Below are 16,921 nucleotides of genomic sequence, written 5' to 3' on the forward strand. Positions count from 1 at the left end.
GCCGCGCGGTGCCGAATTCGCAGACAACCTTCCTAGCGCCGCGTTTCTGTGTAGGCAACTTTGTTGTCCATGCAGAAAATCGGCCCGCCGGGCGGAGCGCCGGAAAGGCCTTGGCGCGGGGTGGGGGCGCAAACCCTCAGTCCCAGGCGAGGGCGCCGCCGTTCTGGTATTCGATGACCCGGGTTTCGAAGAAATTCTTCTCCTTCTTCAGGTCCATGGCCTCGCTCATCCAGGGAAAAGGATTCTCCGCCTCGGCGAAGACAGGCGCGAGGCCGAGTTGGGCGCAGCGGCGATTGGCGATGAAGTGCATATACTGTTCGCACAGCGCGGCATTCAGCCCCAGAAGACCGCGGGGCATGGTCTCGCGCCCATAGGCGGCTTCCAGCTCGGCGGCGGCCTTGAGCATGGCGCGCACCTCCTCCTGAAAGGCGGTGGTCCAGAGGTGGGGAGCCTCCACCTTGATCTGGTTGATGACGTCGATGCCGAAATTCAGGTGAATACTCTCGTCGCGCAGGATGTATTGGTATTGTTCCGCGACACCGACCATCTTGTTGCGCCGGCCGAGCGAGAGGATCTGCGCGAATCCGGTATAGAACCACATACCCTCGAACACCACGTAGAAGGCGACGAGATCGCGCAGAAAGGCCTGGTCTGCCTCCGGCGTGCCGATGGCGAAGGCGGGATCGGAGAGGTTCTGGGTGTAGGCCAGCGCCCAGGCCGCCTTGTCGGTGATGGAGGGCACCTCCCGATACATGTTGAACAGCTCGCCCTCGTCGAGGCCAAGACTTTCCACGACGTATTGGAAGGTGTGGGTGTGCACCGCCTCCTCGAAGGCCTGCCGCAGCAGGTATTGCCGGCATTCGGGATTGGCGAGGTGGCGGTAGATGGCGAGCACGATGTTGTTCGCCACCAGGCTTTCGGAGGCGGCGAAGAAGCCGAGATTGCGCTTCACCATGTGCCGCTCGTCCGCAGTGAGGCCATCGCGGGATTTCCACAGCGCAATGTCCGCCTGCATGGACACCTCGGTGGGCATCCAATGGTTGTTGCAGGCGGAAAGATACTTCTCCCATGCCCATTTGTACTTCATGGGCAGGATCTGGTTCACGTCGGCGCGCGCGTTGAGCATGCGCTTTTCATCCACGCTCACCCGGCCGGCGCCACGGTCGATGGCGCCAAGGCCGGTGGCGTCGCTCAATGCCAGAGGGTGAGGCTCGCGGACCCCGTGCGCGGGAGGGGCGGTGACGAGGGGCTGCGGATCAGACCAGTCGAGCATGGTCAGGGCTCCTTCTGCGCTCACTGGCAGGATTCACAGGTGGGATCGGCCATGGAGCACGCGCTGGGTGCGCCAACGAGGATGGGGGTGACGGCATTGAGCTTGCCGTCGGTGCCGCGCAGGGTGGATTTTTCCACATGGGTGGCGGAGCGTGAGCGCAGGTAATAGGTGGTCTTCAGCCCCAGCCGCCATGCCAGGCGATAGGCTTCATCCAGCTTTCGGCCGGAAGGCTCGGCCATGTAGAGGTTCAGGGACTGGGCCTGGTCAATCCATTTCTGCCGCCGCGCCGCCGCGCGGATCAGCCATTCTGGCGCGATCTCGAAGGAGGTGGCGTAAAGCGCCTTCAGATCCTCGGGCACCCGGTCGATGGCGCTGACCATGCCGTCATAATATTTGAGATCGCAGATCATCACCTCGTCCCACAGGCCGCGGCTTTTCAGGTCGCGCACAAGGTTCGCGTTCACCACTGTGAAGTCGCCGGACATGTTCGCCTTCACATAAAGCTGGCTGTAGGCAGGCTCGATGGACTGGGATACGCCGACGATGTTGGAGATGGTCGCGGTGGGGGCGATGGCCATGACATTGGAATTGCGCATCCCGTTCGCCATCACCCGCTCGCGCAGCCCCGCCCAGTCGAGGCGGGCCGAGCGATCGAGTTCCATGTGCCCGTCGCGGGCGGCCGCCAGGAGGTCCAGGCTGTCCACGGGCAGGATGCCCTGCGACCACAGAGAGCCCTCGAACGAGGCGTAGCGCCCGCGCTCCTCGGCGAGATCCACGGACGCGGAAATGGCGAAATAGCTCAGCGCTTCCATGGAGATGTCGGCGAACGCCAGGGCTGCGTCGCTGGCTGTGGGCAGGCGCTGGTGTTCCAGCGCATCCTGGTAGCCCATCAGGCCGAGCCCCACCGGCCGATGGCGCAGGTTGGAGCGCCGCGCCTCGGGGATGGTGTAGAAGTTGATGTCGATGACATTGTCGAGCATCCGCATGGCGGTCGCGACCGTGCGCCGGAGCCGGTCCAGGTCCAGGCCTTCGCGCGTCACGTGGGCCGCCAGGTTCACGGAGCCGAGATTGCACACGGCCACCTCGTCGGCGCTGGTGTTGAGGGTGATCTCCGTGCACAGGTTCGAGGAGTGGACCACGCCCGCGTGCTGCTGCGGCGAGCGCAGGTTGCAGGGGTCCTTGAAGGTGATCCAGGGGTGCCCGGTCTCGAACAGCAGGGTGAGCATGCGCCGCCACAGCTCCACCGCCTTCACCTGGCGCCAGACCCGCATTTCCCCGCGCGCCGCCTTGGCTTCATAGGCCTCATAGGCCGCCTTGAAGGGCTTGCCGTAAAGGTTGTGCAGGTCCGGCGTCTCGTCGGGGGAGAACAGCGTCCAGTCGGCGCCGGCTTCCACTCGCTCCATGAACAGGTCCGGCACCCAGTTGGCGGTGTTCATGTCGTGGGTGCGGCGGCGGTCATCGCCGGTATTCTTGCGCAGATCGAGGAATTCCTCGATGTCCACGTGCCAGGTTTCGAGATAAGCGCACACCGCGCCCTTGCGCTTGCCGCCCTGGTTGACGGCGATGGCCGTATCATTCGCCACCTTCAGGAATGGCACGACGCCCTGGCTCTCGCCATTGGTGCCCTTGATATGGGCGCCGAGCCCGCGCACCTGCGTCCAGTCATTGCCCAGGCCCCCGGAATATTTGGCGAGCAAGGCATTGTCGCGGATGGCCTTGAAGATGCCGTCCAGGTCGTCCGCCACTGTGGTGAGGAAGCAGGACGACAATTGCGGGCGCGGCGTGCCCGCATTGAACAATGTGGGCGTGGAGGCCATGAAATCGAAGGACGACAGCAGATCATAGAACTCGATCGCCCGCGCCTCCCGGTCGATCTCACGCAGGGCGAGCCCCATGGCCACGCGCATGAAGAAGGCCTGGGGCAGCTCGAAGCGCGTGCCGTCGACATGGAGAAAGTAGCGGTCATAAAGGGTCTGCAGGCCGAGATAGTCGAATTGAAGATCGCGCTCGGGCTTCAGGGCGGCGGCGAGCCGGGGCAGGTCAAATTGCCAGAGCTCCGGGTCGATGAGGTCGGCCGCGATGCCGGCTTTCACATAAGCGGCGAAGTAATCCGCATATCGGTCGGCCATCTCCGCCTGGGTCGCCTGGTCGGGCCGGTTGTGCACGAAGCTGAGGGCCTCGCGCCGCAGGCTGTCCGTGAGCAGGCGGGCCGTGACCTTGGAATAGTCCGGTTCGGTCTCGATCAGCGTGCGGGCGGCCAGGATGGGCGCCAGAGCCAGTTCCGCATGGGAAATGCCGTCGTAAAGATTGCGCCGGGTCTCCGCGAGAATGGGCGCGGGGGACACGCCATCGAGCCCGGCGCAGGCCTCGCGCACCAGGATTTCCAGCCGTTTCGCGTCAAGGGGGAAGAGCGCGCCGTCGGGGCCGCGCACGTGCAGCTGCGGCGCGCTTGCCCCGGCGCTGGCGCCTTGCGCGGCGGCGCGCTCCCTGGCGCGGTCCTCGCGATAGAGCACATAGGCGCGCGCCACCTTGTGGTGTTCGCCGCGCATGAGGGCCAGTTCCACCTGGTCCTGGATGTCCTCGATGTGGAAGGTGCGCCCCGCATCGGCCCGGCGGGTCAGGTTGGCCACCACCTGCCCGGTGAGCTCGGCGACGATCTCATGCACCCGGCGCGAGGCGGCTGCATGGCCGCCTTCCACCGCCAGGAACGCCTTGGTGAGCGCCACCGCGATTTTGCCGGCATCGAACGGCGTCACCGCCCCATTGCGGCGGATGACCTGATAGGCCGGCTCGGCTGCGCGCGCTGCTGGCGGTTCACTGGAAGTGAAGGCCTTGGAAAGGGCCGGGCCGGCTTGAAGGGAAAGAGACATTTGCCTTGAACCCCAAATGGTTGGGGGCAAAGGCCAAGCGGTCGCAAAAGGGCGCGGGGCGGGCCCGCGACGCCAAGAATGCGATCCACCGGGACACCCCGCCCGAGGACGTTAGCTGTGTCACGGCAGGTCTCCTGGCTTGCGGGTCAACGCCTGAAGTCCGCCTTCCCGGGCTTGCGCCCAGTGGCATGGATGGACCTTGGCTCACCACTTACAGTTGCGGGGGCAGCGCCGGCATCGCACCGGCTTCCCTCTTCGCTCTCGCTCTTTCGAGTCGAGAGACCGTGACCGCTACATGTAGCGACGAGGTCCATGCGGCTGTCAATATATGGAGTGGAATGTCCCCTGTTCGCGAGGGGCGGTTCCGCCGAGGGCCGTCGCAGGCGTGGCACGCCCGCGACGGCCGCTCCTGCGTGGACGTCAGCCTTCGGCGCGCAGCGCGCGGGCGGCGGCCACCATGTTGACCAGGGCGGGGCGCACCTCCTCCCACTTGCGGGTCTTCAGCCCGCAATCGGGATTGACCCAGATCTGCCCGTCGTCGAGCCGCCGGCGGGCGAGGCCCAGAAGGTCCGTCATCTCCGGCACGGCCGGGATGCGGGGCGAGTGGATGTCGTAGACGCCGGGCCCGATCTCATTGGGATATTTGTAACTGCGGAAGGCATCGAGCAGCTCCATCTTCGAGCGCGAGGTCTCGATGGAGATCACATCGGCATCCATTGCGGCGATGGCATTGATGATGTCGTTGAACTCCGAATAGCACATGTGGGTGTGGATCTGCGTTTCATCCCGCACCCCGCAGGAGCACAGCCGGAAACCCTCCACCGCCCAGTCGAGATAGGCGCGCCAGGCCCTGCGGCGCAGCGGCAGCCCCTCGCGCAGGGCCGCTTCGTCGATCTGGATCATGGCGGCGCCTGCCGCCTCCAGATCCTGGACCTCGTCGCGGATGGCAAGGGCGATCTGCCGGCAGGCGGCGCTGCGCGCGATGTCATCGCGCACGAACGACCAGTTGAGGATGGTCACGGGCCCGGTGAGCATGCCTTTCACCGGCTTGGATGTGAGGGACTGGGCATAGCGCCACCACTCCACCGTCATCGGGCGCGGGCGCGAGACGTCGCCGAAAATGATGGGAGGGCGCACGCAGCGGGAGCCGTAGCTCTGCACCCATCCATGCCGGGTGAAGGCGAAGCCGGACAATTGCTCGGCGAAATACTGCACCATGTCGTTGCGCTCGAACTCGCCATGAACGAGCACGTCGAGGCCGATCTCCTCCTGCCAGCGCACGGCGCGGGCGGTTTCCTCGCGCAGGAACTGGCCATAGGCCTCCTCGCTCAGCGTCCCCTTCGCATGGGCGGAACGGGCGTGGCGGACCTCGGCGGTCTGGGGGAACGAGCCGATGGTCGTCGTGGGGAAGAGCGGCAGGCCGAAGCGCTGCTTCTGCGTCTGGGCGCGTTGGACGAACGGGCTCAAGCGGTGGGTCATGGCGGGTGAGACGGCGGCGGCGCGTGCCTCAACGGCGGCATCGTGAACCTTGGGCGAGGCCCGGCGGGCGGCTGCGGCCGCGGCCGAGGCATCAAGCGCGGCCTTCACCTTGTGCCCCTCGCCGGAAAGGGCGGAGGCGAGCACGCCGAGCTCGTCCATCTTCTGAAGCGAGAAAGAGAGCCAGGACTTCAGGTCGCGATCCAGATCGCCCTCCAGCTCCAGGTCGATGGGCACGTGCAGCAGCGAGCAGGAGGGCGCGATCTGGATGTGGTCGGTGCCGCGCCGGGAGACGATGGCCTTCAGCCGCTCCACCAGACCGGGCAGGTTCGCCCGCCAGATGTTGCGCCCGTCAATGGCGCCGAGCGACAGCACGAGCCCCCGTGGGGCCCGCACGGCGACGGTTTCAAGCTGTTCCGGCGCGCGGGCAAGGTCGAGGTGGAGGCCGGCGACGGGCAGGGAAAGGGCGGTGTCCAGATTGTCGTCGAGCGCGCCGAAATAGGTGGTAAGCATGATCTTCAGGTGGGGCAGCGCCCGCGCGAAGGCGGCATAGGCCCGGCGCAATGCGTCGCGCGTCGCCTCGTCGAGATCGAGCACCAGGCACGGCTCGTCCATCTGCACCCATTCCGCGCCATTGGCCACCAGCCGCCGCAGCATGTCGGTGTAGACGGGCAGGAGATTGCCGAGCAACAGCAGCGGATCAAGGCCCGGCGTCTTCGACTTGCCGAGCTTCAGGAAGGTGACGGGACCCAGCAGCACGGGGCGCGTCTGATAGCCCAGCGCCTTGGCCTCGCGGTATTCCTCAAGCGCCTTGAGCGAGGCGAGGGTGAATCGCTGGTCAGGGGCGAATTCCGGCACCATGTAGTGGTAGTTGGTGTCGAACCACTTCGTCATTTCCTGGGCCGGCACGCCGTTGCCCTCACCCGCGTGTGCATGCCCGCAGGAGCCAGCGGCTCGCGCGCCCTCGCTGCCTCGCGCCATGGCGAAATAGGTGGCGAGCGGAACCGGGCCGCCGCTCCAGCCATACGCTGGTGGAATGGCGCCCACCATCACGGACGTGTCGAGCACCTGATCGTAGAGCGAGAAATCGTTGGACGGGATGATGGAGACGCCGCGAGCCTTCTGGCGCGCCCAGTTCTGCGCGCGCAGAGCGGCGGCGGTGGCCAGGAGATCGGCTTGAGAGGTTCTGCCCGCCCAATGGCTTTCAAGCGCCATCTTCAGCTCGCGGCGGACCCCGATGCGCGGCGTGCCGAGTGTGGCGACGGGAATGGTGGATGACATCACGGCTGCAAAGCCCTTCTGCTGTGGGCAGGCCGTGACGGCAGGCGTGAGGTCCCCGCGCGGCGACAGCCGGTGGAGCCTGCAGCGCACACCGGGACACCCCGCCCGAGGACGATTTTGCCGGGGCAGGTCTCCTGGCTCGCGGGTCGTCACCTGAAGTCCGCCTTCCCGGGCTCGCGCCCAGTGACGTGAATGGACCTCGGCTCGCCGCTGACAGTTGCGGGGGCAGCGCCGGCCTTACACCGGCTTCCCTCTTAGCTCCGGCACCAGAAGGCAGGCCGGAGAACCTCGACATTGGAAATCTGTCCTGCGACGGCTCTCCTGTCAAGGATCATATAAGGACATGCTTATATCGTAATTTATCGCTCTCCGGCCGCATAGGGTGCGAAGACGCTGCGGTTTTCGTCCACGGCGAGGGGGCGGCCGATGAGGGGGAAGGCGCGCTGCGGGCAGGCGGGGCGCTCGCACACCTTGCAGCCCGCGCCGATGGGGGTGGCGGCGGCGGGATCGTCCAGCGCCAGCCCGCGTGAATAGACGAGCCGCCCCCCATGGCGGATGTCGCAGCCGAGGCCGATGGCGAAGGTCTTGCCCGGAGCTCCATAGCCGCCGGTGCCGTGGTGCACAGTGCGGGCGATCCACAGATAGGCGCGCCCGTCCGGCATCTGCGCCACCTGGGTGAGGATGCGCCCCGGCTGGGCGAAAGCCTCGTAGACGTTCCACAACGGGCAGGTTCCGCCGACGCGGGAGAAGTGGAAGTCGGTGGCCGATTGGCGCTTGGAGATGTTGCCGGCGCGGTCCACGCGGATGAAGAAGAAGGGCACGCCCAGCGACCCCGGCCGCTGCAGCGAGCTCAGGCGGTGGCAGATGGTTTCGAACCCCACCCCGAAGGCCCGACCCAGCCGCTCGATGTCATAGCGCTCCCGCTCGGCCGCGGTCAGGAAGGCCGCATAGGGCATCAGCAGCGCGCCCGCGAAATAGTTGGCAAGGCCGATGCGCGCCAGCGCCCGCGTTTCCTTCACTCCGCGCGCGGCTTCGTTCGCCAGCCGGTCGATGAGCGGGCCCTGCTCCAGAAAGGCGAGCTGGGTGGCCATCTGGAAGGCCCGCTGGCCGTCCTCCAGCCCACGCGCGAGGCGCAGCACCCGCTCGGCGGGCAGGAAGCGGCGCTGGCCTTCATCCTCCACCCGCGCCACTCGCACGCCGTGGTGGGCCTCCAGGTGGCGGGCAAGGCCTTCCGCCATGTCTCCGGGCACCAGTCCCGCGCGCTCGGCCAGTTGTTCGGCCGACTCATCCAGATCAGAGAAGTAATTGTGGTGGGCGTAGAAGAAGTCGCGCACCTGCTCGTAGGGCATGGGCGTGGCGAGCGTGGCGACGCCGCCGGAGCCCAGGCCCAGTTCGCCGGCCATGGCATCGGCCCGCTCCAGCGCGTGGCGCCAGCGCCGGTTCAGCGCCACCACGGCGCGGCCCAGGGCAGGCATGGCCGCGGCCACCTCCTTCAGCTCCGCAAGGCTCACCTGCTCGCCATTGAGCGGATCGGTGAAGACCTCGCGCAAGTCGGCGATCAGGCGGCCTTCCTCGCCCTCCGAGAACAGTTGAACGTCCACGCCGAAGATCTCGTTGATCTTCAGCAGTACGGGTACCGTGAGGGGCCGCTGGTTCTTCTCCAGCTGGTTGAGATAGCTCGCGGACAGGCCGAGCGCCTGGGCGAGCGCCAGCTGGGTGAGCCCGCGCTCTTCCCGCAGGCGCTTGAGCCGCACGCCGACGAAGGTCTTCTTCATGGCTGTCCTTCGCATTCGCAAGATTTGCAAATTGGCGAGTTAAGCATCGCAAATCCACGCATTTTCAGTCATTCCGCACCGTGTCGGTGGCAAATATTGTGAGGAAACGATCCGGCCGCAAGAAAATTCGCGGCTGGCGGCATGACTGAAGAACGCGAAGAGGAAGACCCTATGGGCCAGCGCAAGAGCTACGCCGCACTCGCCGCCGAACTGAAGGCGCGCTTTCCCGATGGCGTGGCGCCGGGCGGCGTGAGTGTGGACGACATCATTCAGCTGCGCCTGCAGAACAGCTTCGGCACTCATCTCGACATCGCCCGCGCCATGGCCCAGGTGATGCGCGCCGACATGGCCGCCTATGACGCCGACCCCTCCCGTTTCACCCAGTCGTTGGGCTGCTGGTCCGGCTTCCATGCCCAGCAGATGATCAAGTCGGTGAAGCGCCTCAGGGGCACGGTGAAGGGGGCGTATGTCTACCTGTCCGGCTGGATGGTGGCGGGCCTGCGCAACCGCTTCGGCCATCTGCCTGACCAGTCCATGCACGAAAAGACCTCGGTGGTGGATCTCATCGAGGAGATCTACGTTTCGCTGCGTCAGGCCGACGAAGTGGCCATGAACGACCTGTTCAAGGCCCTGAAGGCGGCGCGCGCCAAGGGGGATGTGGCGGCCGAGCGTGAGGCCATCGCGGCCATTGACGGCTTCGAGAGCCATGTGGTGCCCATCATCGCCGACATTGATGCCGGCTTCGGCAATGAGCACGCGACCTATCTGCTGGCAAAGGAGATGATCAAGGCGGGCGCCTGCTGCCTGCAGATCGAGAACCAGGTGTCTGATGCCAAGCAGTGCGGCCACCAGGACGGCAAGGTGACCGTGCCGCGCGAGGATTTCATCGAGAAGCTGCGCGCCTGCCGCCTGGCCTTCGAGGAGCTGGGGGTAGAAGCGGGCGTCATCGTTGCGCGCACCGACAGCCTGGGCGCCGGTCTCACCCAGAAGATTCCGGTCAGCCAGCGTCCCGGCGACCTCGCCAGCCAGTACACCAAGTGGCTGAAGACCACCCCTGTCACCGCCGCCGATCCGCTGCGGGAAGGGGAGCTTGCCATCGTGCTGGACGGCGCGCTGGTGCGCCCGGTGCGCCTCGCCAACGGACTGTTCGCCTTTCAGGACGGCACGGGCCGCGCACGGGTCATCGAGGATTGCATCGCCTCCCTCACCCAGGGTGGCGCCGACCTTCTGTGGATCGAGACCGATACGCCCAATGTGCAGGAGATCGCGGCCATGGTGGCCGAGATCCGCGCGGTGGTGCCGGGCGCGAAGCTCACCTACAACAATTCGCCCTCCTTCAACTGGACGCTGAATCTGCGCAAGCAGGTGCGGGCGGACTGGATCGCGCAGGGCCGCGCCGGGGCGGAGAGCTATCCCGACGGGGCGCTGCTCATGTCCGCCAAGCTCGACGACGATCCCCTGGGCCAGGAGGCGGATGCCCGCCTCGCGCGGTTCCAGGAAGACATCTCGCGCGAGGCGGGCGTGTTCCACAATCTCATCACGCTGCCCACCTTCCATCTCACCGCCAAGAGCATGGACGAACTGAGCCACGGCTATTTCGGCCCTGACCGCATGAAGGCCTACGTGAACACGGTGCAGCGCGAGGAGATCCGGCGCGGCGTCTCGGCCGTGAGGCACCAGCACGAAGTGGGCTCGGACCTCGGCGACACCTTCAAGGAAATGGTGGGTGGCGAGCGGGCGCTGAAGGCTGGTGGCCACGCCAACACCATGAACCAGTTCGCGGCGGAGTGACCTCCCGCCACGTTCCCTCTCCCGGCGCGGAAGGCGGCACCTGACCGCGCACCGGACGGCGCGGCCGTGGCAGCCCGCCGCCCGGCAGGGAGAAGGCTGGGTGAGGGGCGGCCCGCCCCGCGGTTCCGGGCTTTGCCGGAAAGGCGCCCCTCACCCCTTTTCATCCTCAACAGCATCGACCGAGGAGGATCGAGCATGAATGCCGAATTCAAGGCCGTCATGGCGCCGGAGCTGCCCGAGCAGGAGCGCGCCATCAATCGCGTGGCCGATGCCGTGCACCGGGTGAACGAGGCGATCCAGCGGGCGGTGGCCTCCGGTGTCTCGGTGGAGCTGGTGCGGGTCTCACGCCACCATGACGGGGCCGGCGCCTGGGGCGACCAGATGATCCCGCTGGTGCGTGAGCCCACAGCTGGCGGAGCCGCGTGAAATGGCCCCGCCCGCCGCCATCCCGCGCGAGGCCGCCAAGCCCCCGGTCAAGTCCCCCGCCGCGCGCTCTGCCGCGGGTGAGGGTGCCATTCCGGTGCCGGCGGAAACGCTGTTTCTGGAGATGGTGTTCCCCGATCAGGCCAATCATTACGGCACCCTGTTCGGCGGCAACGCCCTCTCGCTCCTGGGCAAGGCGGCCTTCGTGGCCGCCACCCGCCGCGCCCGCGCGCCGGTGGTGATGGCGAGCGCGCAGAAGACCGATTTTCACGTGCCGGTGCGGGTGGGCGAGATCGTGGAGCTTTGCGCCCGCGTCACCCGGGTGGGGCGCACCTCCATGACGGTGGAGGTGGAGATGACGGCCGAGGCCCTCCTCTCCGGTGCCCGCAGGCTCGCCGTGCGCGGGGCCTTCGAGATGGTGGCGGTGGATGCCGCCGGCCGACCCGTGCCCGTGCCTTCCCTTTCCAATTCAGCCGAGGATCACGCCCCGTGAAGCAGCATCACGTCCACACCTACAAGTCCGCCGAGCACCTGGCGCGGGCCGACCAGCTGGCCTGGAAGATCGCGGAAGTCGCTACCGATCCGGTGCCGGTGGAGCCGGATGTCGTCGAGATGATCGGCAACCGCATCATCGACAATGCGGCGGTGGCGGCGGCCTCCCTCACCCGGCGCCCGGTGGCGAGCGCGCGGGCGCAGGCGCTCGCCCACCCCTATCAGCCGGGCTCGACCGTGTTCGGCCTCTCTCCGCACCGGCGCGTGTCGCCGGAGTGGGCGGCCTGGGCCAATGGCGTGGCCGTGCGCGAGCTCGACTTTCACGACACCTTCCTGGCGGCCGAATATTCCCATCCCGGCGACAATATTCCCCCCATCCTGGCCGTGGCGCAGCATTGCGGGCTCGATGGCGAGGCGCTCGTGCGCGGTATCGCCGCCGGCTATGAGATCCAGGTGGACCTCGTGAAGGGCATCTGCCTGCACGAGCACAAGATCGACCACATCGCCCATCTCGGCCCCTCGGCGGCCGCGGGCATCGGCGCGGCTTTGGGGCTGGGAACCGAGACGGTGTATCAGGCGGTGCAGCAGGCGTTGCACGTCACCACCACCACCCGCCAGTCGCGCAAGGGTGAGATTTCAAGCTGGAAGGCCTATGCCCCCGCTTTCGCCGGCAAGATGGCGGTGGAAGCGGTGGACCGCGTGATGCGCGGCGAGGGCGCCCCTTCCCCGGCCTGGGAGGGCGAGGATGGCTTCATCGCCTGGATGCTGGGCGGCCCGAAGGCGGAATATCTCGTGCCGCTACCGGAGAAAGGCGAGGCGAAGCGCGCCATTCTCGACACTTACACCAAGGAGCATTCGGCCGAATACCAGAGCCAGGCGCTCATCGATTTGGCCCGCCGGCTGGGGCCGAAGATCGGCGACCTGGCGCAGGTGGCGTCCATCGTCATCCACACGTCCCATCACACCCATTATGTGATCGGCACCGGCGCCAACGATCCGCAGAAAATGGATCCGAAGGCCAGCCGGGAGACCCTCGACCACTCCATCATGTACATCTTCGCCGTCGCGCTGGAGGACGGGGCCTGGCACCACGTGCGCTCCTATGCGCCGGAGCGGGCGGGCCGGCCCTCCACCATCGCGCTGTGGCACAAGATCTCCACCGTCGAGGATCCGGAATGGACCCGCCGCTACCACGCGCGGGACCCGAAGGAGAAGGCCTTCGGCGGCCGTGTGGTGGTGACGCTGAAGGACGGCCGGGTGATCGAGGACGCGCTGGCGATCGCCGACGCCCATCCTCTCGGCGCGCGTCCCTTCGGCCGGCGGGAATACATCGCCAAGTTCCGTGAGCTGGCAAAGGGCGTGGTCTCACCGGCGGAGCAGGACCGCTTCCTCGGCACGGTGGAACGCCTTCCCAGGCTGAAGGCCGACGATCTGTGCGGCCTCACCTTCCAGGTGGATCCGGCCTTGCTCGGCGCCGCCCGCGCCACCGGAATCTTCGATTGGCGTGGCCGCGCGGTGCCGGAACTCGCCGTGGTCTCCGCCTGACCACCGCCACCGGACCGGACGCGGAACCCTCTTCCGTCCGCGGGGGAGGGGGCCGCCGGTCCGAGGCAGTGCGTGCGTCCCCATCACCTGTGGCCTTGCGCCATCTCCAATCGGTCTTCGAGGAGGATCAGATGTCCGAGCATCAGCCGAGCGCGGGAAAGGCCGCGCCGAAGAAGTCCGTGGCCCTGTCCGGCGTGGTGGCCGGAAATACGGCCCTGTGCACCGTTGGCCGCTCCGGCAACGATCTGCACTATCGCGGCTATGACATTCTCGACGTGGCTGAAAGCTGCACCTTCGAGGAAATCGCCCATCTTCTCGTTCACGGTAGCCTGCCCACCCTGGCGGAGCTTTCCGCCTACAAGGCCAAGCTGAGGAGCCTGCGGGGCCTGCCCGCCGCCGTGCGCCGCACCCTGGAGGAGCTGCCCGCCGCCGCCCACCCCATGGATGTGATGCGTTCCGGCGTCTCGGCCCTGGGCTGCGTGCTGCCCGAGGCGGCGGACCACAACCCGGCCGGCGGGCGCGACATCGCCGACCGGCTGATGGCCGCCCTCGGCTCCATGCTGCTCTATTGGCATCACTTTTCGCAGAACGGCCGGCGCATCGAGGTGGAGACGGATGACGACACCATTGGCGGCCACTTCCTGCACCTGTTGCATGGCCGCGCGCCGTCCGAGAGCCATGTGCGGGCCATGCACACCTCGCTGATCCTCTATGCGGAACACGAGTTCAATGCCTCCACCTTCACCGCTCGGTCCATTGCCGGCACGGGGGCTGACTTCTACTCGGCCATCACCGGGGCCATCGGCGCCCTGCGCGGGCCCAAGCACGGCGGCGCCAATGAGGTCGCCTTCGAGATCCAGAAGCGCTACGCCGATCCGGACGCGGCGGAAGCCGACATTCGCCGCCGCATGGCCGCCAAGGAAGTGGTGATCGGCTTCGGCCACCCGGTCTACACGGTGGCCGACCCACGCAATGCCGTCATCCGCGAGGTGGCGCGGCGCCTGTCGCTGGAGGCGGGTTCCACCAAGATGTTCGATATCGCCGCCCGCATTGAGCAGGTGATGGGCGAGACGAAGAAGATGTTCGCCAATCTCGACTGGTTCAGCGCTGTCTCATACCACATGATGGGCGTGCCGACGGCCATGTTCACGCCCCTGTTCGTCATCGCCCGCACCTCGGGCTGGAGCGCGCACATTCTGGAGCAGCGGGCGGATAACAAGATCATCCGTCCCTCGGCCAATTATGTGGGGCCGGAGCATCAGGCATTCGTGCCGCTGGAGGCGCGCGGACGCGCCGCCATCCGGGCCGCGTGAAGGAGTAGACAGATGCCCTATCTCATCTCTTCCGACCTTCCCGCCGAACCCGCCGGCCTGCGTTTCCGGGCGCTGGTGGAGCGGGGTGCCATTCTGCAGCTGCCCGGCGCCCACAACGGCATGGCGGCGCTGCAGGCGCGGCGCGCGGGGTTCGAGGCCCTCTATTTGTCCGGCGCGGCGATGACGGCCTCCATGGGGCTGCCCGATCTCGGCATCATCACAGTGGATGAGGTGGCCTTCTTCATCCGGCAGATCGCGCGGGCGAGCAGCCTGCCGCTACTGGTGGACGGCGACACCGGCTATGGCGAGGCGCTCAACGTGATGCACATGGTGCGCACCTTCGAGGAGGCCGGCGCCGGCGCGGTCCATATCGAGGACCAGCTGCTGCCCAAGAAATGCGGCCACCTCAACGACAAGAAGCTGGCGGATGCCCGCGACATGGCGGCCAAGGTGGCCGCCGCCGCCAAAGCCCGGCGCCACCTCTATCTCATCGCCCGCACCGATGCCGCCGCGAGCGAGGGCATCGAGGGCGCCGTGGCCCGCGCCAGGCTTTATGTGGAAGCCGGCGCCGACGCCATCTTTCCCGAGGCACTGACCGATGCGGAGATGTTTCGCGAGTTCGCCCGCCGCATGTCCGGCGTGCCCCTGCTCGCCAACATGACGGAGTTCGGCCGTACGCCCTTCTTCACCGCCGCCGAATTCGAGGCGATGGGCTATCGGCTGGTCATCTGGCCGGTCTCCTCCCTGCGGGTCGCCAACAAGGCCCAGGAGAAGCTCTACGCGACCCTTGCCCGCGAGGGTTCCACCCAGTCCATGGTGGGGGAGATGCAGACCCGCGCCGAGCTCTACGACACCATCGGCCTCAAGGCGTTCGAGGCGCTCGACGCTTCCATCGTGGCAACCGTGGTGCCCCCCTTGGCGGCGCAATAGGCGCGAGCGGCTCAGGCGGCGCTGGAGGTGGTCACTGGGCCGGTGACCACCTTGTTGCGACCGGCCGCCTTGGCTGCGTACAGCGCATCATCGGCGATCTGGAGCAGGGTGCGCTCGCTCTGCCCGTGGGTGACGTGCTGGGATATCACGCCGATGCTGACCGTCACCTGTTGCAGGGCGGGGGCATTCGGGCTTGGCGTCATGACCATGACGGAGCGGCGGATTCGCTCGGCGATCATCTGGGCGCCCGGCGCGCCGGTGCAGGGCAGCAGCACGACGAATTCCTCGCCGCCATAGCGGGCCGCGAAATCGCCCGGACGGCGGATGGCTTCGGAAATATGCCGCGCGACGCGCTTCAACACCTCGTCGCCGATGGCGTGGCTATAGGTGTCGTTGACCCGCTTGAAGTGATCGACATCCACCATCAGCACGGAAAGTTCCGTCTTGTAGCGTGCCGCCCGCTTCATCTCGTTGCCCATGGCCATGTCGAAGGCGCGGCGGTTGGGAATGCCCGTGAGCGCATCGGTGACGGCCATGATTTCCAGCTGCTCCTCCATGTCCTGGCTGTGCACCAAAGCTAGGCGCAGGGCCCGGAACAGCAGGACGATGAGGACGCACACCACGGCCGTGATGACCATGGTGACGAGCGCCCGCTCGTTCCAATCCTTCATGGCCGCCGCGGTGGAGATGCCGACCGCGAGCATCAAAGGAAAATCGCCGATGCGCGCGCTGACATAATAGCGCCGGATGCCATCGAGGGTGGAACGCTCGGTGATGTGGTCTCCCGGTGCAGCCAGCAGCTTCTGGAAGATGGGCGAGGTGGCGATGTCGGTGCCAATGCGCGTGTCGTGCCCGAGCGGCGGATGGCGGAACAGGAGAATGCCGTCGGTCCGCATGAGGGCAATGACGCTGTCCGCGCCAAGGTCAACCTTGGTGAACAGCTTGCGGAAGAATTCCATGCGGATCGAGGCGACGGCGATGCCGCCGAAGCTGCCATCCGGATTGGAGATGCGCCGGCTCATGGCCATGCTGGGCTCGCCATTGCGCAGGCGGCTTGGAAAAGGCCGGCTGATGAAGGTGCCGCGCCCGGGTTCCAGCTGGAGGCGGAAATAGTCCCGGTCCGAGAAATTTCCCACCCGGGGGATGGGGGAGCTGGAATCGAAGCGGATGTCGCCCTTGGCGCTCAGCACGATCATGGCGCCAAGGTCCCTGGCGCTCGCCGCGCGATCGAACAGCAGCATGCTGCGGACCGTGGGGTCCAGCGTATCGATGTTCTCGATGAGGGAGGCGCTCTCCAGGCCGATCAGCGAAAGCTGGACGGTGTCGAGGTTGCGCTCGATGTTGGCGGCCAGGGTGTTGAGGACGTTTTCCGCCGAGCGCTCAGCCAAAAGCCAAGTCGCTTCGTGGGAGCGGTGGAGAATGTAGCCCTGCACGCACACGATGGCCGCGATCAGCACAGCCACCACGGCTGGGAAAAGGGGGCCCCTCGCGAGGCGTTTCGGCCCTATGTCCATGCGGCTCACTCTTGCCGGCATCCAGATCCGTTGCTTCCTTCCTTACCGCGAATTGAGCGCGAGGAAACATGCTTTCGCCGCCAGCAGGAGGGCTTTCTCACCGGTTTTTGCTGGAATATACGACCTCAGGGTGTGGCTCGTATTCGTTGAAATCTATGGCCGTTGTCGCGCTGTGCATCCGCTCGCGCGCCTTGGGCCGGTCCGCGGTCTGCTCGGTGTGCGTCACGGCCCGGCGTGC

Annotated in this window: 11 protein-coding genes and 2 riboswitches; of the genes, 6 read left to right on the top strand and 5 right to left on the bottom strand. The window is 66.9% G+C overall.

Translation table 11 applies throughout. The features are described 5' to 3' along the window. Positions 1-136: 136 nt before the first annotated feature. The 4 genes from V5F26_RS11400 to V5F26_RS11415 all read right to left on the bottom strand — a co-directional run bounded on the left by V5F26_RS11400 (position 137) and on the right by V5F26_RS11415 (position 8,675). Positions 137-1,273 carry a ribonucleotide-diphosphate reductase subunit beta gene (locus V5F26_RS11400; protein WP_394945961.1) on the bottom strand — a complete coding sequence of 379 codons (1,137 nt, stop codon included), beginning with the start codon at positions 1,271-1,273 and terminating at the stop codon, positions 137-139. A gap of 20 nt (positions 1,274-1,293) precedes the next feature. Next, positions 1,294-4,143, bottom strand: a complete 2,850-nt coding sequence (locus tag V5F26_RS11405; RefSeq protein WP_394945962.1) for a ribonucleoside-diphosphate reductase subunit alpha — start codon at positions 4,141-4,143, stop codon at positions 1,294-1,296. A gap of 107 nt (positions 4,144-4,250) precedes the next feature. Next, positions 4,251-4,445: riboswitch (cobalamin riboswitch) on the bottom strand. A gap of 118 nt (positions 4,446-4,563) precedes the next feature. After that, the gene (gene metE, locus V5F26_RS11410) at positions 4,564-6,900 is read right to left on the bottom strand and encodes a 5-methyltetrahydropteroyltriglutamate--homocysteine S-methyltransferase (protein WP_394946473.1); all 2,337 of its coding nucleotides are present in this window, start codon (positions 6,898-6,900) and stop codon (positions 4,564-4,566) included. Positions 6,901-7,007: 107 nt separating this feature from the next. Then, a riboswitch (cobalamin riboswitch) is annotated at positions 7,008-7,206 on the bottom strand. A gap of 53 nt (positions 7,207-7,259) precedes the next feature. Next, positions 7,260-8,675 carry a short-chain fatty acyl-CoA regulator family protein gene (locus V5F26_RS11415; RefSeq protein ID WP_394945963.1) on the bottom strand — a complete coding sequence of 472 codons (1,416 nt, stop codon included), beginning with the start codon at positions 8,673-8,675 and terminating at the stop codon, positions 7,260-7,262. 141 nt (positions 8,676-8,816) lie between these two features. Here V5F26_RS11415 and V5F26_RS11420 point away from each other — a divergent pair, with 141 nt between their 5' ends. The 6 genes from V5F26_RS11420 (at position 8,817) to prpB (ending at position 15,169) form a co-directional block, all read left to right on the top strand. After that, positions 8,817-10,466 carry an isocitrate lyase gene (locus tag V5F26_RS11420; protein ID WP_394945964.1) on the top strand — a complete coding sequence of 550 codons (1,650 nt, stop codon included), beginning with the start codon at positions 8,817-8,819 and terminating at the stop codon, positions 10,464-10,466. Positions 10,467-10,661: 195 nt separating this feature from the next. Next, complete coding sequence (locus V5F26_RS11425) at positions 10,662-10,892, top strand: hypothetical protein (protein ID WP_394945965.1); 231 nt, start codon at positions 10,662-10,664, stop codon at positions 10,890-10,892. Between the two features lie 121 nt (positions 10,893-11,013). After that, on the top strand, positions 11,014-11,382 hold the full coding sequence (locus tag V5F26_RS11430) for an acyl-CoA thioesterase (RefSeq protein WP_234050779.1): 369 nt from the start codon (positions 11,014-11,016) through the stop codon (positions 11,380-11,382). Beyond that, complete coding sequence (locus V5F26_RS11435) at positions 11,379-12,926, top strand: MmgE/PrpD family protein (RefSeq protein ID WP_394057695.1); 1,548 nt, start codon at positions 11,379-11,381, stop codon at positions 12,924-12,926. Before V5F26_RS11430 ends, V5F26_RS11435 begins: the two co-directional genes overlap by 4 nt. A 131-nt stretch (positions 12,927-13,057) precedes the next feature. Next, the gene (gene prpC / locus V5F26_RS11440; RefSeq protein WP_394057697.1) at positions 13,058-14,239 is read left to right on the top strand and encodes a bifunctional 2-methylcitrate synthase/citrate synthase; all 1,182 of its coding nucleotides are present in this window, start codon (positions 13,058-13,060) and stop codon (positions 14,237-14,239) included. Between the two features lie 12 nt (positions 14,240-14,251). After that, complete coding sequence (gene prpB / locus V5F26_RS11445) at positions 14,252-15,169, top strand: methylisocitrate lyase (protein WP_394945966.1); 918 nt, start codon at positions 14,252-14,254, stop codon at positions 15,167-15,169. An 11-nt stretch (positions 15,170-15,180) separates the two neighbouring features. On the opposite strand, the gene V5F26_RS11450 is transcribed toward prpB, so the two are convergent. After that, on the bottom strand, positions 15,181-16,632 hold the full coding sequence (locus tag V5F26_RS11450; protein WP_394057699.1) for a sensor domain-containing diguanylate cyclase: 1,452 nt from the start codon (positions 16,630-16,632) through the stop codon (positions 15,181-15,183). Between the last annotated feature and the right edge of the window lie 289 nt (positions 16,633-16,921).

The sequence above is a fragment of the Xanthobacter variabilis genome, assembly GCF_043831965.2.
Classification (GTDB): domain Bacteria; phylum Pseudomonadota; class Alphaproteobacteria; order Rhizobiales; family Xanthobacteraceae; genus Xanthobacter.